Raw genomic sequence first — 20,718 nt, forward strand, 5'->3', positions numbered from 1 at the left:
GCAGACGAAACATTTTTCCCTGAAAGGGCAAGCTTGGGAAATGTCCCGCTGCTCAGCGCGTCGGGACAGGGACTTCGCCGCGATAATCGTAGAAGCCGCGTCCGGACTTGCGGCCGAGCCAGCCGGCCTCGACATACTTCACCAGCAGCGGGCAGGGGCGGTACTTCGAATCGGCGAGGCCGTCATGCAGCACCTGCATGATCGACAGGCACGTGTCGAGGCCGATGAAATCGGCAAGCTGCAGCGGACCCATCGGATGGTTGGCGCCGAGCCTCATCGCGGTATCGATGGCTTCCACCGAACCGACGCCTTCGTAAAGCGTATAGATCGCCTCATTGATCATCGGCAACAGGATGCGGTTGACGATGAAGGCCGGGAAATCCTCCGCGACGGTGATCGTCTTGTCGAGCTTGGCGACAAATTCCTTTGCGGCGGAGAACGTGCCCTCTTCGGTCGCAATGCCGCGCACGAGCTCGACCAGCTTCATGACCGGAACCGGATTCATGAAGTGGATACCCATGAAGCGCTCCGGACGGTCGGTGGCAGACGCGAGCCGCGTGATCGACAGCGAAGAGGTGTTGGTGGCGAGGATCGCTTCCGGCTTCAGGACGGAACAGACCTGGCCGTAGATCTTGCGCTTGACGGTCTCGTCCTCTGTCGCCGCCTCGATGACGAGATCGGCGTCGGAGAGGTCGTTGATATCGGAGGATCCCTTGATCAGGGCGAGTGCGTCCTTGCGCTCCTCGTCGGTCATCTTGCCGGAGGAGACCTGGCGGGCAAGATTGCCGTTGATCGTGGCAAGCCCGGTTTCGACACGCTCCGGCGACAGGTCGTAGATGTGGACCTTGTATCCGGCCATGGCAGAGACGTGCGCGATACCGCATCCCATCTGGCCCGCACCGACAATACCGACGTTCTTGATCATAGCGCCAATCGCCCCATCACACCGTCTGCGCCCCTAGGCGCAGGCAAAAAAACACCGGGCCGGTCAAGCCGGCCCGGTGAAGTGATAAAGCGCCGCGACGCATTTTTCCAGTGAAATCATCGTCGCAAACAGCCGGGTCGAAGCTGGCTCAAAGCGCCTTTTCGAGTTCGGGCAGAGCTTCGAAGAGATCGGCGACGAGGCCGTAGTCCGCGACCTGGAAGATCGGCGCTTCCTCGTCCTTGTTGATGGCGACGATGACCTTCGAATCCTTCATGCCGGCAAGGTGCTGGATGGCGCCCGAGATGCCGCAGGCGATGTAGAGCTGCGGCGCAACCACCTTGCCCGTCTGCCCGACCTGCCAGTCGTTGGGCGCATAGCCCGCATCGACGGCCGCGCGCGAGGCACCGACAGCCGCACCAAGCTTGTCGGCAACCGGAAGAATGACTTCCTGGAACTTTTCCGACGAACCGAGCGCACGCCCGCCCGAGATGATGATCTTGGCCGAGGTCAGCTCCGGACGATCCGACGAGGACAGGGCATCCTTGACGTGGGTCGAAAGGCCCGGGTTCGATGCGGCCGAGACCGTCTCGACAGAGGCGCTTCCACCCTCACCCGCAGCGGCGAAGGATGCGGTGCGGACCGTGATCACCTTCTTGGCATCGGTGGACTGAACCGTCTGGATGGCATTGCCCGCATAGATCGGACGCTTGAACGTGTCAGACGAGACGACCTCGACGATCTCGGAGACCTGTGCGACGTCGAGCAGGGCGGCAACGCGCGGCAGAACGTTCTTGCCGACCGAGGTGGCGGCCGAGACGATGGCCTCATAGTTACCGGCAAGCGAGACGATGAGCGCTGCCAGCGGCTCTGCCAGGTTGTTGGCAAGGTTCTGGTCGTCGGCGAGCAGGACCTTGGAAACGCCAGAGAGCTTTGCAGCCTGTTCGGCCGCAGCCTTGGCGCCGGAACCGGCGACGAGCACATGCACGTCGGAGCCGATCTTGGAGGCTGCTGTCAGCGCCTTGGCGGTCTGGTCGGAAAGATGTGCATTGTCGTGATCTGCCAGAAGAAGAATGGCCATGGTAATGTTCTCCCTTTCCTGCCTTAGAGCACGCCGGCTTCGGTCTTGAGCTTTTCGACCAGCTCGGCGACCGACTTGACCTTGACGCCGGCCTTGCGGCCCGACGGTTCCTCGGTCTTCAGCACCTTCAGGCGCGGGGCGGTATCGACGCCGAAATCGGCCGGCGTCTTCTTGTCGAGCGGCTTCTTCTTCGCCTTCATGATGTTCGGCAGCGAGGCATAACGCGGCTCGTTGAGGCGAAGGTCGGTGGTCACGACGGCTGGAAGCTTGACTTCGATCGTCTGGAGACCGCCGTCGACTTCACGGGTGACCTGCGCCGAGCCGTTGCCGATCTCGACCTTGGAGGCGAAGGTCGCCTGTGCCCAGCCGAGCAGGGCCGACAGCATCTGGCCGGTCTGGTTCGAATCGTCGTCGATCGCCTGCTTGCCGACGATGACGAGGCCGGGCTGTTCGGCTTCGGCAACCCCCTTGAGGATCTTGGCGACGGCGAGCGGCTCGACGGCATCTTCCGTCTCGACCAGCACGGCGCGGTCCGCGCCCATGGCGAGCGCGGTGCGCAGCGTTTCCTCGGCCTTGGCCGGGCCGATCGAAACGACGACCACTTCCTCGGCCTTGCCGGCTTCCTTCAGCCGCAAAGCCTCTTCCACGGAGATTTCGTCGAACGGGTTCATCGACATCTTCACATTGGCAAGCTCGACACCCGAGCCGTCCGACTTCACGCGAATCTTCACGTTGTAATCAACGACCCGCTTTACAGGGACCAAGATCTTCATGGCTTCCTTCCTTCAAATGCCCGCGAGGGAAAATGCGCCTTTCAAAGGCGCCCTGATTGTCGGTTGGCGACATCGATACGCGTTTTTTTCCCAATTACAATGCGCCACGGCCCCTCCCGGCGTGAAAACGGGCGGGTTATAAATTGCCTTTACGTTCACGTCAATTTTCTCAGAACGACATGCTCACCGTCCCCAATGGGTCGGCGGCACGGAGGGGCGCACGGCAGTTTCCTCGGCAGCAACGGGCGTCGCCTCGACATGCCGCACCGCCTTTGGCGTGACGATGGTGCGGTCGAACAGCGGCACACCCCGCCGCCGCAGCACGAGCACCAGAAGCGCGCCGGCGAGGATGCCGCCGACATGGGCGCCCCAGGAAACACCGCTGTCGCCGTCAACCACCAGCATGTAAAACTGCTGGGCGATCCAGAAGGCAAGCGGAATGACTGCCGGCAGCGGCAGGGGAATACGGAAGAACACAAGCACCCAGACGCGCACTTTCGGATGCAGCAGGAAATAGGCCGCCACCACACCGGATATCGCACCCGAAGCACCGATCAGCGGCGCCTCCGAATCCGGTTGCACCAGACCGTGCACAAGCGCTCCCGCCGCCGCGCAGAGCAGGTAGAAGAGCAGGAAGCGGAAGTGTCCGAGCGCATCCTCGACATTGTCGCCGAACACCCAGAGGAACAGCATGTTCGAGGCAAGATGCATGAAATCACCGTGCAGGAACGCATAGGTGATGTAGGTCGCGTCCTCCGGAACCAGCACCAGGCTTGGCTCCAGATCGGCGAAATCGAAGACGACAGCCGGGATATAACCGAGGCTGACGACCGTCGCATCCGAAAAGGCCTGCGTGGAGGCAAGCCCCGTCACCAGCCAGACGACGACATTGATCACGATCAGGCTGATCGTGACATACTGCACCTTGATGTATTTGAGGGCGTTCGCGTCGTGCAGCGGTATGAACATGGATCCCCTTCCCAAGGCTTGCTGGAAGCGAGCTTACCTGTTCTTGCCCGGAACCCACAATATGTCCGTCCGGCCCTTCTCGTTGACCCAGCGCGCCGCAACGAAGAGGAAGTCGGAGAGCCGGTTGATATAGGCTGCAGCCGCGGCCGAGACCGCCTCGCCCTCGATATCCTGCAGGGCAACGACGCGCCGTTCGGCCCGCCGCGCGACGGTGCGCGCAAGATGCAGCGCCGCCGCGGCCGGCGTGCCGCCCGGCAGGACGAAGGAGCGCAGCGGCTCGAGATCGGCATTGAGCAGGTCGATTTCCGTCTCCAGCCGGTCCACCTGCACCTGCGCGATGCGCAGCGGCTCATAGTCGAGTTTTTTCCCGGTCTCCGGCGTCGCAAGGTCAGCGCCGAGATCGAAGAGATCGTTCTGGATGCGCATCAGCATCGCGTCGAGATCCGGATGGTCTGCCAGATGCTGGCGCACGAGGCCGATGCAGGAATTCGCCTCGTCAACCTCGCCATAGGATTCGACCCGCAAGTCGTGCTTCTTGCGGCGTGGCCCGGCAACGAGGCCGGTCGTGCCGTCGTCGCCCGTGCGCGTGTAGATCTTGTTGAGCTTGACCATGATCCCCCTCAGCGCCCGCCGCCCGTGATCCAGAGCGTCAGCATGATGAGGACGATCGCGATCGCCTGCAAGAGCACGCGAAGCTGCATCAGCTTGTTCGAGGTGTTGCCGCTGCCGCCCTTGGCCATGTTGACGAGACCGCGCACCAGCACGATGGCGACGAGGCCCATGACGAGCAGGGTCATGAAGGTGAGGAAGGAAGACATGCCAACGATCCGATTTGATTTCCGTCAGCCCTATTCAAATAGGGCATTTCGCACAAAGTGCACGCTTTTTGCTGGCGAGCCCCCTGCGACGCCGCGACGCGTCAGCCGAGCCTGCCGATGATCCGGTAGAAGAGCGCGGCCGGCAGCAGCTTCTTCAGAAGAGCGCCCTGCTTGGCCGGCGTCGTCACGATGTAGTGCGGCCGCGGTGCTTTTGCCGTCAGCGCATGGCGCAGCACCGCATGCACTGCCTCAGGTCCAAGCTTTCCGCGCGCCGGCTTTGCCTCGCCGCGCAGCCGCTGCAACTGGCGGCGATACTCGTCCGCATGTACAGAGTTTTCGAGATCGATGTTGCGCTCGATGTGGACTAGTGCATTGGCCGTGAAGCGCGAGGTGATCGGCCCCGGCTCAATGAGACTGACATGCACGCCCGAGCCCGCAAGCTCCATGCGCAGCGTCAGCGACAGCGCTTCGAGCGCGAATTTCGAGGCATTGTAGGCGCCGCGCCAGCGATAGGGCACGATGCCGAGGATCGACGAGCACTGCACGATGCGCCCGCCCCCCTGCCCGCGCATGACGGGAATCACCCGCCGCGTCAGATCGTGCCAGCCGAAGACATTGGTCTCGAACTGTAGGCGCAGCGCCTCGACCGGCAGGTCCTCGACGGCACCGGCCTGGCCATAGGCACCGTTGTTGAAGAGCGCGTCGAGCCGGCCGCCGGTGCGTGCCAGCACGGTCTCGACGAGCGCAGCGATCGACTCCGGCTGCGTATAGTCCATCAGGAGAGCCTCAATGCCGTCGGCCTCTAGGCCTGCGAGGTCTTCCTGCCGGCGTACCGTCGCAAAGACCCGCCAGCCCTCCGCCTTCAGCGCCCGGGCGCAATAAGCACCGATGCCCGAGGAGCATCCCGTCACGATGATGCTCGGCGGCGTTGTCGCATTCGAAGAAGGCATGTCGGTTTCCTGTACAAATCTGCTCGTGTTTCCCATATTCACCACCAGCGCACCGCCATCGCCATCCCGCGCCGGCGTGGCAAGCCATTGAATCCGGGCCGCCCTTGAACCGACCCCGGTGTAAGGGGTTATACCCGGGCAAACAATGAGAGAGACGGCCGAAGACGGCCACGAGGACCTGAGATTGCCGATGCCGACCGCCATCCGTCTTGCCTACAAGGTCGTCTTCGACGCGATCTGGCATTTTTCCGAGGACGACGGCTGGGCGATGGCGAGCCATGTCGCGCTGTCGACGCTGCTGGCGATCTTCCCCTTCCTGATCTTCGGCACGGCGCTCGGCTCCTTCCTCGGCGCCGACCAGTTCGCCGAAACCGCCGTGCATCTCATCTTCGATACCTGGCCGGAATCGATCGCCGCACCGATCTCACGCGAGGTCGTCGCGGTGCTCACGATCCCGCGCGGCGGCCTGCTCACGGTCTCCGTGCTCGCCGCCGCCTACTTCGCCTCGAACGGCGTGGAGGCGCTGCGCGTCTCGCTCAACCGCGCGTACCGGGTAGCCGAGACGCGCTACTGGTACGTGACGCGCCTTGCCAGTCTCGGCTTCGTCATCGCCGGCGTTCTGGCGCTGGCGGTCCTCAGCATCGTGCTCGTCGCGGCGCCCCTTGCCGTGCGGGCGACGGGCGACTGGCTGCCCTGGCTGACCTACGTCTATTCCTGGGTGGAAAGCTGGGGACTGTTCGGCACCATCCTGGTGCTGCTCTCCGGCCTTCTGATCGCCCATCTGTGGCTGCCCGCCGGCCGGCGCAAGATCGCCGACGTGCTGCCCGGCATCCTGGTGACACTCATCGCCTGGGGCATCGGCGCCTATGCCTTCGCCTCCTACCTCACCACCTTCGCCAATTACGTCTCGACCTATGCCGGTCTCGCCTCGATCATGATCGCGCTGGTCTTCCTCTACATCGTCGGGGCGATCTTCATCATCGGTGCTGAAATCAACGCGGCCCTGATGAAGTACCGGGTGAAGCACCTGATCCTCGACAAGGTCCGCGGCGTCCGCAAGCCACCGCAGCCCGAGGAGGATTCAATGGAGGACGAAGCCATAGCCCGCGAGCAGGGCGCGAATGCCGGCAGGTGAGATGCCCCGTTCCCGGTAGGCCGCAAGGCCGGTATCCTCATTGCTCTTGGACAGTTTCCGTCCATCCGGCCCCGGCACCAGCCCATGATGCCGGTAGGAGGGCGCCTGCAGGCCGAGCAGGCTTTGCAGGAGGCGATGCACCGCCGTCGCATGAAAGAGATCCTGCCCGCGCACCACGTCGGTGATACCCTGCACCGCATCGTCGAGCACCACGGCAAGATGGTAGCTCGCCGGAGCATCCGGCCGCGAGAGGATGACATCGCCCCAGCGTTCCGGCCTCGCCGTAACGATACCGGTCTCTCCCTCCGGCCCCTCACCCGCCTCCGACCAGGTCAACGCCTCCGGCACGAGCGCCAGCGCCTTGCCCATATCGAGCCTCCAGGCGTGCTGGCGACCCGCCGCAATCCAGCCAAGCGCCTGATCCCGATCGAGCGAACGCTCGTCCGTCGGGTAGAGCGGCGCACCGTCCGGATCGCGCGGCCATGTCCCGCCCTCAGCCTCCTGCGCCAGAACCCGCGCCTTCACCTCGCCACGGCTGAGGAAGCCCGGATAGAGCACGCCCATGGCCTTCAGCCGTTCCAGCGCCTCACCATAGAAGGCAAGGTGCTCCGACTGGCGCCGCACCGGCCTTTCCCAGTCAAGGTCCAGCCAAGCGAGGTCGCGATAGATCGCCGCCTCGAATTCGGGCCGCGACCGGGCGGGATCGATGTCTTCGATGCGCAGGAGGAAGCGCCCGCCGCAGGCCGCAGCCAGGTCATGGTTGAGGATCGCCGACAGCGCATGACCGAGATGCAGAAGGCCATTCGGGCTCGGCGCAAATCGGAAGACACGACGTTTTGACAAAGCAGTTTGCATGGGGTCTTCTGGCACGAAGAAGTGCGTTACGCCACCAAGGCATGCCGGGCAAAGCTGCGCAGCGTTCTACGGCAGGGCTACGCGGACAATTGAGGACCCAAACCGCCAAGGCCGCGGTGGCAGCAAGGATCGAGGCCTCTTAAGAAAATGCAGTTGCACATGATCAGGACGGATGCGGATGTCGCGGCGGGTCTCGTCGATCTCGCTTTGCTCGATGCACGTCTTTTCACCGTCATCGACAAGGCCGGCCCCGTGCCGCTTCGCCGCCTTTCGCCCGGCTATCGCGGCCTTGCCGGCATCATCGTCGCGCAGATGGTCTCGCGCGCCAGCGCCGATGCCATCTGGCGCCGGCTCGAGGAGACGGCCGGCGACATCACCCCCCATCACATCCTCGGCCTTTCCGACGAGGACTGTCGCACCGTGGGCCTGTCGCGCGCCAAGGCGGAGACACTGCGCCGCGCCGCTGATGCCGTCGATCGCGCCGAACTCGACCTCGATGCGATCTGCCATATGGAGGCAACTTCGGCGGCCCGGAAGCTGACCGCGATCAAGGGCATCGGGCGCTGGACGGCGGATGTCTACCTGCTCTTCTGCGGCGGCCATCCGGATATCTTCCCCTCCGGCGATATCGCTCTGCAGAATGCGGTCGCCCATGCGCTCGGCCTCGCGGTACGCCCGAGCCCGCAGGAACTCGACCGGATCGCAGAAAGCTGGTCGCCCTGGCGCGGCGTCTCGGCCCGGCTGTTCTGGGCCTATTATTCCCGGGAGATGCGGCGTGAGGCGGCTCCGGTGCTCGAAGGCTGAGCCGTCACGAAATTGCTTGTTTTCGCTTTTCCTTTCCCGCTTCACAATGCTGTAACAACGGGCCTAATATAGAAGGGCAGATGCCGAATCGATCAGGAGAAGCCCTTGACGATTTCTGTTTCACCACAGGCCCTGCCAGCCCTTGTACTGAATGCTGACTACAGGCCGCTGAGTTATTACCCCTTGTCGCTCTGGTCCTGGCAGGACGCGATCAAGGCCGTGTTTCTTGACCGCGTAAACATCATCGCCGAATACGAGCATTCGGTGTCGTCCCCGAGTTTCACGATGCGCCTGCCAAGCGTCGTGTGCCTGAAAACATACGTGCAGCCGTCACGTCATCCGGCCTTCACCCGGTTCAACGTGTTCCTGCGCGACAGGTTCGAATGCCAGTACTGCGGGTCGCCGGACGACCTGACCTTCGACCATGTCATCCCGCGTGCCCATGGCGGCGAGACGACCTGGTGCAACGTGGTCGCGGCCTGCTCCCCGTGTAATCTGAGAAAAGGCAGCAAGCTGCCGAAGCAGGCGGGCATGCACCCGCATCAGAAGCCCTACCAGCCGACGGTTCAGGATCTGCACAACAACGGGCGACTGTTTCCACCCAACTATCTGCACGAAAGCTGGATGGACTATCTCTACTGGGACGTCGAACTGCAGCCCTGATGCCGAAACCGCAGAAACGCCTGGCGTTTTTGCGGCACCAACAGGCATTTGCGCCCGGGCTGCGGGGATATCACGCTTTCGCCGACCGCACGCCTGAAAAGGCGATCGCGGCGAGGATGAGGCTTGCGATCACATTCCACCCGGCAAAGGAGAGGCCGAGGAGCCGGAAGGAGGCTTCCGTGCAGGACGGCCCATGCTTGGCGTTGAGATCGGAGAGGAGATCGCCGGCATTCTGCGTAACGCCCTGCGCGGAGGTCGCGCAGGTCGCAGGCCCCTCCCAGAATCCCCATTCGACGCCCGCGTGATAGACACCCATGCCCGCGCCGACGAGCATCATGATACCGGCGATCGCGAGCAGCAGCCGCGTCAGCCAGGCCGGGCCACCGAAGAGGGCCGACAGGAGGGCGGCGACCGCAACGGGGATACCGTAGTAGTAGGGATCACGCTGCAGCAGGCAGAGCGCACAGGGAATATAGCCACCGATATGCTCGAAAGCGAGCGCACCGCCGACGGTCGCCGCCATGCCGAGCGTCAGGAGGCCTGCGGATGCCTTGCGGGAAAGGTCGAGAGATGCCGTCATCAGGGTCGTCCAATCGGGCCAGCGGGGTACCGGCGAAACGGCGCCGAGTTCTATCAGGTGAGGCGGCTTTGTAAATCACCCGCACAAACAAGTGATTGTCCGCATACGGGGATTTGCCGGTTGCCGCCCGCGAGCGCTTCGTGTAAACGGCGATGGCTGCAAGTGCCGTGCCCCATTGGCGGAACTGGTAGACGCGCTCGACTCAAAATCGAGTTCCGAAAGGAGTGCTGGTTCGATTCCGGCATGGGGCACCATAAGCATTTTTTTGCATTGTTTTTCCTATATAAAGTTGGCCTAGACACCCGAGAGAATCCCTCAGCCGATTTTCTTGGACACTTTTGTTCTCGGTTTCGTCTTCATCGTCGAGCGAATCAGCCGGTTTCGTCAGCATGCCAATGGCACTCCTCGCCAATCGAGTTGCTGCAACCTTCCGCAGGCCGTGAGCGCTGCATTGTGGCAGCCTCGTTCGTCACAACGAGGAGACGAACGAATGAAGCGTTCATGCTTCGCGGAAGAACAGATCATCGGGATATTGAAGGCGCAGGAGGCGGGCGCGAAGACGGTCGATGTATGCCGCAAGCACGACATCTCGGATGCAACCTTCTACAAGTACAAGGCGAAGCATGGCGGCATGACGTATCGGATGCCTCCAAATTGAAGGGCAAGCGTGGCGCGATGGCCGCGTTTTTGTGCAACGCCGATGGCTAGGTGTCCACTTAAGGGCTACGCACAAACCGGCTCGCCCCGGATATTCGCATCTATGGGCTCACCGCTTAATCTTTAACGGGCTTCACAAGCGAAACCACTCTCGGCTTCGACGGCGCGTCCAGCCACTCAATCCATTTTCCTCGTTCATCGATTGTGTCGAAGAACCGCCAGAGTTTGTAGCCCTCATCCGTTGTTTCCAGCATCTCGCCAAGAGACGCGAGTTCCAAGGGCAAGGTCACCTCGTTGCCGTCAAAGCGTACGAAATAGATGCCATCGGCGGCAAGCCGAACGACTTGTCCGGTACCATAGGTCCCGTCGAGATCATCGACCGTGAAGTACATGCCGGTTAAGGCATCGCGGGTTTTGTCATTCATGAAATTTGATGCCCGTCCTGAAAATGCAATCATGGAGACCTATGAGCATCTGGTTGAGGAAGACAAGATGCTCAATGCAGTGCGCACTCATAAGACCAGATATTGCCCTGCATCGCCCGTGACGCACTTTGCTCTGGAGTGCCGGCCTTACCGTCGTGCCTCCACTGACGCCACAACGAAGACCAAAAGAAAGACAGATTCGTCGGAGAACGTTTGGCGGTGACCGGTGAGCTAACGACGAGCTCATCACCTCTCCTGCTGCGAACGTTATGGAACAACAAGCGGACGCCCCCTCAGAAGCAACCGGCACCAGGCGCCTGGGTTGATAGGGAGCCGTTTCAAACCACGGCTCCAAGCCGCTCTCAGGTATCCACTTGAAGAAGTCTTTCATGCACAGCCGCCTAGCCACTCAGCATGTCGTGCCCTTAAGGCTACCATCACTGAATGATGCACGTCCCCGGCCAATCGCTGCATTGGCGCCCAGCGCAGCTCGCAAGTGACGCGGTGGCAATCAAGATGCAGGCGATGGCAATGATGTTCCTCAATGTCTCGTCCCCTTGTGCGTAGCACTATATTCGGCGTTCAACAGGTGAACCAGGCTATCGGCCCGCTCTATTCCCAGCCCGTCTTGCGGGTCCCCGTTTATCTCCGCCGTCATCCCCGTGAAAACATCACAGACCGCCCCACAGGCCCGTGCCGTCCTTGCGAATGTCGGTCTGGCGATATCCGCCACCGGTACCTTTCAGAGCCCTGGCGGATGCAGCCCCCCGCTCCAACTAGTTGGGATAACAATGGAAGGCGATGTAGATGTCGCCATAGTCGTACCAATAGGACATCTCATACGAATATCCGTCGATGCGCCTTCCCTGGATGTTCGCCATATTCTGATGCCCAGCGATGAAGACGGTATTGTTGTTGTTGTTGCGTTGCCAGCGCTGCCGCATCTGCCCGCAGACTTCATTCACCATGGTGGCTGCATGTTCTTGGTAATAGATGCAGGGATCGTCGGAATTGCCATTTCTCGGATCGACCTGCGACCCGTCAGACCGGCGGGTCTCGATGCGCTTAGAAGCGCAATAGGCGCGCACGGCCTGATCGTGTTTCCCTTGAAAATAGAGTTCCAGGTAGACGTGAAAATTTTTGCTGACCGCCTGCCGCCGGTTTGCCTGCCCCTGATTGACGGCGATGTCCTGGCGAATCGTGGAAATGAGCTTGTGATGATCGTTGTCAAGATCGTCCGGTACCGGCATCGTCCCCTCCCCGTTCAGATTGGAGAAGGAAATCACACGGGGCACGCCCCGACAAGCAACGTTGCTTCGTCTCGTTGATAAAGTCTAATGACCTCAACGCATACGGGTACACACCGTGGCTCAAGGTCGCCTCCTATTCCGGGAAGAAAGTACCTGGTGCCAGTGAATAGGCCGACTGGATCAGCCGTGTTCCTTAGACAACCGGGAAGGAACGCGCGAGGATTTTCGCACGTTCAGGCCCGACAACCGCGCGGAATGGAGGGTATATGGGCGACTGGACCTTGTTCATCATAGGGCTTGCCATCGTCCTGGCGTTCTCCTTCACCCTGAACACGTTCTTCTTCGGCTCATTCGTCGTGGGCATGAAGCGCTACCTCCTGGGACGCATCCTGGGTGGCACAATACGAAACACCCGGATCGACCATGAGGCGACGCATCGTACGCTCGGCCTGTTCGGGCTTCAGACACGCCATGGCGGGCCGGGCGAGGAGGAGATCGATCGCCTGCGCCCGAAGCGCTGGCAGGAAATCCTGACCTGGATCTGCTACATCGGCATGGGTGCGGGCTTCGCGCTCATGATCTACGCCAAAGCCCGATAGCCACGATCCGGCCGCGCCCCCTGGATGTGCTGGCCTGGGGGCTCGACCAAGAGGCGGCCGACGAATGCCGGCAGAAGGCGTTCTGCCGCCCTGCATCGGCGAGGAGCACGAGATATCCACCGCCTTCAACATCTAGCTGTGCGCAATCGATAGAATCAGGTTTGCATCTAGTCCTTCAAAAAATTTGCTTTTTAGCGGGAACAAATTTTGCAGAACCGCATTTACCCCGTGCAACGACAGACACCCCCGGATGTGGTTGCGGAGGGGGACCCGAGAGCGATGTGCACGCTCTTGGGTCTCAACCATTTTGGGGGCAAGGCCGCCGATAGCGAGCAAGGCCCATCCTTCCTTCAGCCGCAAAGAACAAACAGGTTCATCCCGCGTTTTCATGCAGACGCCGAGCAAGAGGAGTGCGACATGGTCTTCAAGGAAGGTACCTTCAAGGGCGAACCGCCCGAACATTTCGATGGTCCCCACCCGGCCTGGCTGGAGACGGCGGTAGCGGACGCACTGTCCATCGCGGGCGACGTGGATGCCTCCGACGTCACCGTGACCTGCAAGGGCACGCGCATCATTCTTTCCGGCAGCATCGGCTCCGCGGAAGAGGCGGGCAGGGCCGTCGCGATTGCCGCCGCCGTCAAGGAGGTCAGTGAAGTGGACAACCGCCTCTCCTGGCTCTGACATACGCGAAAAGCCGCCATTGCCGGCGGCCCCTCCGGAATGCTAGGTGCAATGCAGCAAACTGGAGTGACGCCGGATGCTCGCCGAGAGACCGACCTATGATGCGCTTTACCGGGATTTCCGCTGGCAGATCCCCGGGCGCTTCAATATAGGCACCGCGGTTTCCAATGCGTGGGCGGCGCATGCCCCCGACCGGGTCTGCCTTGAGCACTTCCTGCCCGACGCCCCACCACTCTCTCTAACCTACGGTGAACTGGCCGCGCGGTCTGACGCCTTTGCCGTCGCCCTAGCGGCAGAAGGGGTAACGGTCGGGGATCGTGTCGCCATCCTGCTGCCGCAGGGTTTCGAGACGGTCATAGCGCATCTGGCAATCTACAAGCTCGGCGCCATCGCCCTGCCGCTCGCCCTTCTCTTCGGCGCCGATGCGCTGTCCTTCCGTCTGAAGAATGCCGAGGCAAAGGCAATCGTCACCAATCGCTTCGGCCTGGAACGCCTGAAGCCGATCCGGGCCGAGCTGCCGACGCTGGATCTGGTGATCACCACCGAGCCGGGCAAGGACGCCTCGGCAAAATCGTTCGAAGAGCTCATCGCCCGCCATGCCGGCCCTTTCGCAGCCGTCGACAGCGGCCCGGACGACCCGGCGATGATGATCTACACGTCTGGCACGACGGGGCCACCGAAGGGGGCGCTGCACGGCCATCGCGTGCTGCTCGGTCATGTGCCGGGTTTTCAGATGCATCACGAGTTCCTGCCGCAGCCGGGCGACCGCATCTGGACGCCATCGGACTGGGCCTGGGCAGGCGGACTTCTCAACGTGCTCCTGCCGGCGCTGCTGCTCGGCGTGCCCGTCGTCTCCTCGCCGGGCCAGAAATTCGACCCCGACATGGCCTACCGCATCATGCAGGACATGAATGTACGCAATGCGTTCATCCCACCGACGGCGCTGCGGCTGATGAAAACAGTCGCCAATCCGCACGAAAAGTACCGGCTGAACCTGCGCACCATCGGCTCGGCCGGTGAATCGCTCGGCCGCGAGACCTGGGAATGGGTCCGCGACACGCTCGGCATCACCGTCAACGAGTTCTACGGCCAGACGGAGTGCAACATTGTGCTCGGCTCGATCGGCAAGCTCGACGTGTCGCGACCCGGGCCGATCGGCAAGCCGGTGCCCGGCCATGTCGTTGCCATCATCGATGCGAACGGCCGGGAAGCGCCGCGCGGCACCGTCGGCCAGGTCGCGGTAAGGCGACCCGATCCCGTCATGTTCCTCGGCTACTGGAAGAACGAGAAGGCAACGACGGAAAAATTCATTGGCGGCTGGATGACGACCGGCGACCTCGGCCGCATGGACGAAGAGGGTTACGTCACCTTCTTCGGCCGCGACGATGACGTCATCACCTCCTCCGGCTACCGCATCGGGCCGAGCGAGATCGAGGATTGCCTTGCCGGACATCCGGCCGTGCAGCTCGCCGCTGCCGTGGGCAAGCCTGATCCGGTGCGCACGGAAATCGTCAAGGCCTATGTGATGCTGCGCCCCGGAAACGCGCCGTCGGACGCCCTTGCAAACGATATCCGCGACTGGGTGAAATCGCGTCTTTCCATGCACGAATACCCGCGCGAGGTGGACTTCGTCGATGCCCTGCCGCTGACGACCTCGGGCAAGGTCATCCGCCATATCCTGCGCAAGCGCGCAGCGGAAGAAACACCCTTCGCCGCCTAGTTTTTCAGAGGCTCGGAACGTCAAGCCGCCGACTGGACCGGAAAGGCCTCAGCGGCGCGCGAGCGCACGAATCTTCTCGCGGAGCAGCCGCGCGACATTGCGCGTGTTGCGATAGAGGTGAAGCTGCGTCGCCACCTGGCGCACGTCACGGTCGCGATTCTGCTGCAGGCCGACGACGAGCGTGCCCATGTCCTCTCGCTCTTCCCAGAAGCGGCTCATGACCGGGTGATCCGGCACCGCGCAGGAATCCGACCGGGCGATATTGGCGTCGTCGAGATGCCACTCCGTCAGTTCCGCCACCAGCAGCTTGCCGGGCGAGAACTTGGCGAACTCCTCGTCATAGGCGGTCTTCCACGTATAGGCCTCCCCGCCCATCATGAAGACGATCATCGAGGCGATGGCCCGGCCGTCGAGGTCGAGCGTGTGGATGCGCACGCCGTCGGTCTCGGCAAGGTTGCTGATCGCCTCGCGGGCAAAGGCGGCACGGTAACGATCGTTGATCATCGCCGTGCGGCCGCGCCCCTTCCAGCCCGAGGCTTCGAGCAGCAGGAATTCCTCCATGCGCAACCGGATGTCGGCGGGTTGGCGGGCGACGTTGTAGAAAAGTGCGCCCATCGCATCGAGCTTGCGCCATTGCCGGCGCAACTCGCGGAAGTGCTCCGGCGAGATGGCGTGCTGCAGATAGGTCTGACCGTCGAGCAGGCTCTCCAGCATCGGGCGGCGATAGGTATCGGTGACGGTGACGGGAAGGTTCCGGCCGATGGCGACGGCACGCATCAGCTGCGCGAAGGCACCGTTGAGGCGCAGGTCCGGCAGGACGAGGATGCCTGGCAGGCCGCTGCCGGCACCGCCAAGGGCTTCCAGCACGTTGTCCAGCGTTTCGGCGGCATCCTCAGCATCGACGAGGGGCGTCCCGAGCGGCCCGAACGGATTTGCCCAGGCGCGCAGGATGCTCGAGCCGATGGAAAAGCCCGGCTTCTCGACGGAAAAGGGCATGAGGAAGCGCATGCGGCTGCGTCCGGCGCCCTCGTCGCGCAACACGGAAAGGCGCACGGTGCGATCCTCAAGGCGCGGCATGGCAGGAGCGAGAAAGCGCCCCGTGAAGAAGACGTTCGGCTCCATGACGCGGTTCGACAGGAAATCGAGTTCCTGCTGCAGTTCGTAGCCGGCTGTCGCCGGATAGAGCGCCAGCGAGCGGCCGGGCCGGCCGACAAGGAAGCGCTGGTCCGCCGGCGGCGCATGCGGCAAGGCAGGCGGAATGGCGGCCTGGGCACGGCCGGTCACGATCGTGTGGTCTAAGCCGTGGCTATCGGTCATGGCGGTCCACCCCGTTGGCAAGGCTTGCCGTCACCGGATTGGCGAAGGCGAAGAGAATGATGGAGAGTTTTCTACGCACGACGAGGTGCAGCAGCAGCGCCTCGAGGATCATGGCACCGGCGGTGGCCGTCGCCGCACCCGTCAGACCGAAGAGCGGAATGAGGGTGACGTTGAAGCTGATGTTGGCGGCCAAGGCCACCGCATAGACGAGAACGCAGAGTTTCTGCTGGCCGGCCATGGTGAGCAGTACCTCGCCCGGCCCGATCAGCGCCTTGGCGAGAATGCCGACGAAGAGGATGAACATCAGACTATAGCCCGCCGTGAAGGCGGTACCGAACAGGGACAGGAGGAAATGGCCCAGCGCCAGCACGCCGAGCCCGACGGCCAGCGACGGCCAGAAGCTCCAGCGCACCGTCTCGCCGGCAAAGCGCGCCAATGCCAGCCGGTCGCCGGCCGAAAACAGCGCAGAAAAGCGGGGCGCCGCAGCGGCCTTCACCGAGAAGAACACGAAGTGCACGAGCGCCATGGTCTTCGCCGCAGCGAAGTAGATGGCGACACTTTCCGGATCGAGGTAGAGGCCGACCACGATGACGTCGGAATTGGTCAGCAGGAAGCCGAACCCCTCGATGAGGAAGATCGGCAAGGCCGCCTTGATCCAGAGGGAGAATTCCAGCTTGCGCGGCCCCTTGACGTAGCGCTTGCTGAGCCGCCGCAGGATGTTGAAGAACTGCACGACGGTCGTAAGATAGGTGGCGGCGAGCGCCGCGACCATGGCGGTCAGCGCCGTGTGGGGCGCGTCCAGCAAAACCGCCAGAACCATGAAGGCGAGGATCAGCAGCGGGCGGATGATGTAGGTCGGGCTGAGGGCCACCACCGCCCAGCTATGAGCCCGCGCCGTGCTGTCGAGCACGTCGCCGAGCGCAATCATCGGCATGCAGAAGAAGCCAACGAAGAGCGGCACGACGTAGTAGTCGGCAAAACTGTCATGGAAGAACCACAGCACGAGCAGGCCGATGGTCGCCAGCACCGTCGAGGACAGCATGGCGAAGACGCGCGCCGTCGAGGTGAGGCCACGGATTTCTGCGTGCGCGCTGCGTCCTGCATAGTCGGGCAGGAAGCGTACCACGGTGGTGTGGATGCCGAGACAGGACATGTCGCCGAAGATGACGACGAGTGCCCAGACAAAGACAAAGATGCCGTATTCGAACTCGCCCATCACGCGGGCGAGGATGATCTGCGAAAGGAAGGCGATTGCCGCATTGATCACGCGAATGGCGAAGGTGATGAGCGCCATGCGTTGCGCAAGGTTGCGAGGGTCGTCGCTGACGAGGATCGTTGCGAGCGCGCGCACCAGCGGTTCCGCCTTGCCGCGCAGGGCCGATGGCAGCAATTTCTCCGCCGACTGAATGACCGCCATCAACACAGGAACCCGTACGCAACGCAGAACTGAACCAGGATCAGTCTTGTCAGATCAGGGTTAACAAACGGTTGGGTCGGCCGTGAACGGTGCAGCGCCCACCAAAGAAAATGCCGCCCGGGGGCGGCATTCAATGGGAGCGGATCAATATCCGCATATCTCTCTTCCGGCATCCTCGGATCGAGCCCGGAGATGACGTTTGACGGTGGGGCAACGGTTCATGTGAACGATGCGCCATTTACTCCTGCAGCCGGTCAGGCCTGCTCGAAAGCGCCGTGGCAGTGCTTGTATTTCTTGCCCGAGCCGCATGGGCAGGCCTCGTTGCGCGACACGCGGCCCCAGGTCGCCGGGTCGGCCGGATCACGATCTTCCGGCGACACGCCGACGGCCATGAAACCGCCGCCATTGCCTTCGCCGAAGTCGTCCTCGCCGGTCGTGCCGTCGATATGATGGCCCTCCATCTCCGGCGGCACCGGCGCCGGGGCGTCGGCAGCCTGGCGCACCAGCTCGACGCGCATGAGCTGCGCGGTCACGGTCTGGCGAAGGTTCGCGAGCAGAGCCTGGAAGAGTTCGAAAGCCTCGGCCTTGTATTCCTGCAGCGGGTCGCGCTGGGCATAGCCGCGGAAGCCGATGACAGAGCGCAGATGGTCGAGGTTGACGATGTGTTCGCGCCAGAGATGGTCCAGCGTCTGGAGCAGCACGGAGCGCTCGACATAGGTCATGATCTCGGGGCCGAAGCGCTCCGCACGGTCGGTAGCAGCCTGGTCGGTCGCCTTGTGCAGGCGCTCCAGGATGTCCTTCTCGTCGATGCCTTCCTCGGCTGCCCAGGCGTCGATCGGCAGATCGAGGTTGAGCTGTTCGAGAACACCCTTCTTGAGGCCCGCGACATCCCACTGTTCGGCATAGGCGTTTTCCGGAATGTGCAGGCGGACGAGGGTTTCGACCACTTCGTGACGCATGTCGCCAACGATTTCCGAGAGGTTCTCGCCATCCATCAGCTCGATGCGCTGCTCGAAGATGACCTTGCGCTGGTCGTTCAGCACGTCGTCATACTTCAGGAGGTTCTTGCGGATATCGAAGTTGCGCGCCTCGACCTTCTTCTGCGCACGCTCCAGAGCCTTGTTGATCCAGGGATGGACGATCGCCTCGCCTTCCTTGAGGCCGAGCTTCTGCAGCATGGAATCCATGCGCTCGGAGCCGAAGATGCGCATCAGGTCGTCCTGCAGCGACAGGAAGAATTTCGACCGGCCCGGGTCGCCCTGACGGCCGGAACGGCCGCGCAGCTGATTGTCGATGCGGCGGCTTTCATGGCGCTCGGTGGCGAGAACATAGAGGCCGCCGCCGGCAAGCGCCTGCTCCTTCAGCTTCTTCACCTCGGCGATGATCGCCTCACGCTTGGCATCCCGCTCGGGACCCGGCTCCATCTCGGCAAGGTCACGCTCGAGGCGCATTTCAAGGTTGCCGCCGAGCTGGATGTCCGTGCCGCGGCCAGCCATGTTGGTGGCAATCGTGACAGCGCCCGGCACGCCGGCCTGCGAAACAATATAGGCTTCCTGCTCGTGGTAGCGGGCGTTCAGCACCTGGAAATCCTGGAATCCTGCCATCTTGAGGCGTTCGGCAAGATATTCCGACTTCTCGATCGAGGTCGTGCCGACGAGGACCGGCTGGCCCTTCTCGCGCGCATCCTTGATCTCCTGGATGATCGCCTTGTACTTCTCCTCGACCGTCCGGTAGACCTCGTCGTCCTCGTCGAGGCGCTGGATCGGCAGATTGGTCGGCACTTCCACGACGTCGAGGCCGTAGATGTTGCCAAACTCTTCTGCTTCCGTCGAAGCCGTACCCGTCATGCCGCCGAGCTTGGAATACATGCGGAAATAATTCTGGAAGGTGATCGAAGCCAGCGTCTGGTTTTCCGGCTGGATCGTCACCTTTTCCTTGGCTTCCAGTGCCTGGTGCTGGCCTTCCGAATAGCGGCGGCCCGGCATCATGCGGCCGGTGAACTCGTCGATGATGACGATCTCGTCGTTGCGAACGATGTAGTCCTTGTCGCGGGTGAAGAGCTTGTGGGCCTTCAGCGCGTTGTTGATGTGGTGGACGATCGCGACGTTCTCGACATCGTAGAGCGATTCGCCCTTGAGCAGGCCCGCCTGACGCAAGAGGTTTTCCAGCTTCTCCGTGCCGACTTCGGAAAAGTTGGCCGAGCGCTGTTTCTCGTCGATCTCGTAGTCCGCCTCGTCCAGCATCGGGATGAAGGCATCGATCGTCGTATAGAGGTCGGACCGGTCGTCGAGCGGGCCGGAAATGATCAGCGGCGTGCGTGCTTCGTCGACCAGGATCGAGTCCACTTCATCGACGATGGCGAAGAAGTGGCCGCGCTGTACCATCTGGCCGCGCTCGTACTTCATGTTGTCGCGCAGATAGTCGAAGCCGAGTTCGTTGTTCGTCGCGTAGGTGATGTCGCAGCCATAGGCGGCGCGGCGCTGGTCGTCATCGAGACCGTGCATGATGACGCCGGTGGAAAGCCCCAAAAAGCTGTAGATCTTGCCCATCAGCGCACTGTCGCGTGTCGCGAGGTAGTCGTTGACCGTCACGACATGCACGCCTTTGCCGGCAAGCGCATTGAGGTAGACGGGAAGTGTCGCCACCAGCGTCTTGCCTTCACCGGTCTTCATCTCGGCGATCGACTTTTCGTGCAGGATCATGCCGCCGATCAGCTGGACGTCGAAGGGACGCAGGCCAAGAACACGAAGGGCCGCCTCGCGGGCAACCGCAAAGGCCGGCACCAGAATGTCGTCGAGCGTCTTGCCGCTAGCAAGTTGCTCGCGGAATTCCACGGTCTTCGCCCGCAACGCGTCGTCTGAGAGCGCCTTCATCTGCGGTTCAAGCGCATTGATGGCATCGACGCGCGGCTTGTAAGAGCGGATGCGACGATCGTTCGAGGAACCGAACAACTTGCGGGCTATGCCGCCGAGGCTGACCATCAGGATGGTCCTTTCTTCATGGGCGCCCGGCGCGTGACAGGTCGCACGATATTTGCGCGCAAAGCCTTGAGACGCCCGGAAACTGTTCTGGACGCGGGATTGCGTGACAGATAAGAGGGGG

General features: G+C 62.5%; 20 protein-coding genes, 1 tRNA gene and 1 pseudogene. 8 read left to right on the forward strand and 14 right to left on the reverse strand.

The features are described from left to right. Nucleotides 1-52: 52 nt before the first annotated feature. From AKG11_RS22445 to AKG11_RS22475, 7 genes are all read right to left on the reverse strand, one after another. Nucleotides 53-925 (reverse strand): 3-hydroxybutyryl-CoA dehydrogenase, encoded by an 873-nt coding sequence (locus tag AKG11_RS22445; RefSeq protein WP_023515809.1) that lies wholly within the window; start codon nt 923-925, stop codon nt 53-55. A gap of 148 nt (nt 926-1,073) precedes the next feature. Further along, the gene (locus AKG11_RS22450) at nt 1,074-2,003 is read right to left on the reverse strand and encodes an electron transfer flavoprotein subunit alpha/FixB family protein (protein ID WP_050745502.1); all 930 of its coding nucleotides are present in this window, start codon (nt 2,001-2,003) and stop codon (nt 1,074-1,076) included. A gap of 23 nt (nt 2,004-2,026) precedes the next feature. After that, nucleotides 2,027-2,776: an electron transfer flavoprotein subunit beta/FixA family protein gene (locus AKG11_RS22455; protein WP_050745503.1), complete on the reverse strand. Its 750-nt coding sequence runs from the start codon at nt 2,774-2,776 to the stop codon at nt 2,027-2,029. Between the two features lie 183 nt (nt 2,777-2,959). Continuing rightward, nucleotides 2,960-3,745 carry a rhomboid family intramembrane serine protease gene (locus AKG11_RS22460; protein ID WP_050745504.1) on the reverse strand — a complete coding sequence of 262 codons (786 nt, stop codon included), beginning with the start codon at nt 3,743-3,745 and terminating at the stop codon, nt 2,960-2,962. Nucleotides 3,746-3,778: 33 nt separating this feature from the next. After that, nucleotides 3,779-4,357: a cob(I)yrinic acid a,c-diamide adenosyltransferase gene (locus AKG11_RS22465; protein ID WP_023514936.1), complete on the reverse strand. Its 579-nt coding sequence runs from the start codon at nt 4,355-4,357 to the stop codon at nt 3,779-3,781. Nucleotides 4,358-4,365: 8 nt separating this feature from the next. Beyond that, a complete protein-coding gene (locus tag AKG11_RS22470; protein ID WP_023514935.1) occupies nt 4,366-4,563 on the reverse strand; it encodes a twin transmembrane helix small protein in 198 nt (65 codons plus the stop codon). 101 nt (nt 4,564-4,664) lie between these two features. Then, on the reverse strand, nt 4,665-5,513 hold the full coding sequence (locus AKG11_RS22475; protein ID WP_050745505.1) for an SDR family oxidoreductase: 849 nt from the start codon (nt 5,511-5,513) through the stop codon (nt 4,665-4,667). A 190-nt stretch (nt 5,514-5,703) separates the two neighbouring features. Here AKG11_RS22475 and AKG11_RS22480 point away from each other — a divergent pair, with 190 nt between their 5' ends. Then, complete coding sequence (locus AKG11_RS22480; RefSeq protein WP_050745506.1) at nt 5,704-6,648, forward strand: YihY/virulence factor BrkB family protein; 945 nt, start codon at nt 5,704-5,706, stop codon at nt 6,646-6,648. Here the strand turns inward: AKG11_RS22480 and gluQRS are convergent. Then, on the reverse strand, nt 6,595-7,503 hold the full coding sequence (gluQRS, locus tag AKG11_RS22485) for a tRNA glutamyl-Q(34) synthetase GluQRS (RefSeq protein ID WP_050745507.1): 909 nt from the start codon (nt 7,501-7,503) through the stop codon (nt 6,595-6,597). The genes AKG11_RS22480 and gluQRS overlap by 54 nt on opposite strands. 153 nt (nt 7,504-7,656) lie before the next feature. Between gluQRS and AKG11_RS22490 the strand changes: the two genes are divergently transcribed. Both AKG11_RS22490 and AKG11_RS22495 read left to right on the forward strand, forming a co-directional pair. Next, the gene (locus tag AKG11_RS22490; RefSeq protein WP_050745508.1) at nt 7,657-8,307 is read left to right on the forward strand and encodes a DNA-3-methyladenine glycosylase family protein; all 651 of its coding nucleotides are present in this window, start codon (nt 7,657-7,659) and stop codon (nt 8,305-8,307) included. Between the two features lie 105 nt (nt 8,308-8,412). Then, a complete protein-coding gene (locus AKG11_RS22495; RefSeq protein ID WP_024271138.1) occupies nt 8,413-8,970 on the forward strand; it encodes an HNH endonuclease in 558 nt (185 codons plus the stop codon). 70 nt (nt 8,971-9,040) lie between these two features. On the opposite strand, the gene AKG11_RS22500 is transcribed toward AKG11_RS22495, so the two are convergent. Beyond that, nucleotides 9,041-9,553, reverse strand: a complete 513-nt coding sequence (locus tag AKG11_RS22500; protein WP_371260135.1) for a disulfide bond formation protein B — start codon at nt 9,551-9,553, stop codon at nt 9,041-9,043. A 166-nt stretch (nt 9,554-9,719) separates the two neighbouring features. On the opposite strand from AKG11_RS22500, the gene AKG11_RS22505 reads away from it, so the two are divergent. Together AKG11_RS22505 and AKG11_RS22510 are read left to right on the forward strand one after the other, a co-directional pair. Then, nucleotides 9,720-9,804, forward strand: a tRNA-Leu gene (locus tag AKG11_RS22505). 236 nt (nt 9,805-10,040) lie between these two features. Then, nucleotides 10,041-10,210, forward strand: a pseudogene (locus AKG11_RS22510) (transposase); the annotation flags it as partial. 113 nt (nt 10,211-10,323) lie between these two features. Here the strand turns inward: AKG11_RS22510 and AKG11_RS22515 are convergent. Continuing rightward, nucleotides 10,324-10,632, reverse strand: a complete 309-nt coding sequence (locus tag AKG11_RS22515) for a hypothetical protein (RefSeq protein ID WP_037408539.1) — start codon at nt 10,630-10,632, stop codon at nt 10,324-10,326. Between the two features lie 776 nt (nt 10,633-11,408). After that, entirely contained in the window at nt 11,409-11,882 is a 474-nt protein-coding gene (locus tag AKG11_RS22520; RefSeq protein ID WP_024271136.1) for a hypothetical protein, read from the reverse strand. 266 nt (nt 11,883-12,148) lie between these two features. On the opposite strand from AKG11_RS22520, the gene AKG11_RS22525 reads away from it, so the two are divergent. From AKG11_RS22525 to AKG11_RS22535, 3 genes are all read left to right on the forward strand, one after another. Continuing rightward, a complete protein-coding gene (locus AKG11_RS22525) occupies nt 12,149-12,481 on the forward strand; it encodes a hypothetical protein (RefSeq protein WP_050745510.1) in 333 nt (110 codons plus the stop codon). Between the two features lie 417 nt (nt 12,482-12,898). After that, complete coding sequence (locus AKG11_RS22530) at nt 12,899-13,162, forward strand: BON domain-containing protein (RefSeq protein ID WP_050745511.1); 264 nt, start codon at nt 12,899-12,901, stop codon at nt 13,160-13,162. Between the two features lie 76 nt (nt 13,163-13,238). Next, entirely contained in the window at nt 13,239-14,882 is a 1,644-nt protein-coding gene (locus tag AKG11_RS22535; RefSeq protein ID WP_050745512.1) for an AMP-binding protein, read from the forward strand. Nucleotides 14,883-14,930: 48 nt separating this feature from the next. Here the strand turns inward: AKG11_RS22535 and AKG11_RS22540 are convergent, their stop codons facing one another. From AKG11_RS22540 to secA, 3 genes are all read right to left on the reverse strand, one after another. Beyond that, nucleotides 14,931-16,199, reverse strand: coding sequence for a GNAT family N-acetyltransferase (locus AKG11_RS22540; protein WP_082342596.1), 1,269 nt, complete (start codon nt 16,197-16,199; stop codon nt 14,931-14,933). Then, entirely contained in the window at nt 16,189-17,616 is a 1,428-nt protein-coding gene (locus tag AKG11_RS22545) for a lipopolysaccharide biosynthesis protein (RefSeq protein WP_050745513.1), read from the reverse strand. Before AKG11_RS22545 ends, AKG11_RS22540 begins: the two co-directional genes overlap by 11 nt. Before the next feature lie 254 nt (nt 17,617-17,870). Further along, complete coding sequence (secA, locus tag AKG11_RS22550; RefSeq protein WP_050745514.1) at nt 17,871-20,597, reverse strand: preprotein translocase subunit SecA; 2,727 nt, start codon at nt 20,595-20,597, stop codon at nt 17,871-17,873. Nucleotides 20,598-20,718: the final 121 nt, after the last annotated feature.

It is taken from the genome of Shinella sp. SUS2 (assembly GCF_001262505.1).
In the GTDB taxonomy this organism is placed as follows: domain Bacteria; phylum Pseudomonadota; class Alphaproteobacteria; order Rhizobiales; family Rhizobiaceae; genus Shinella.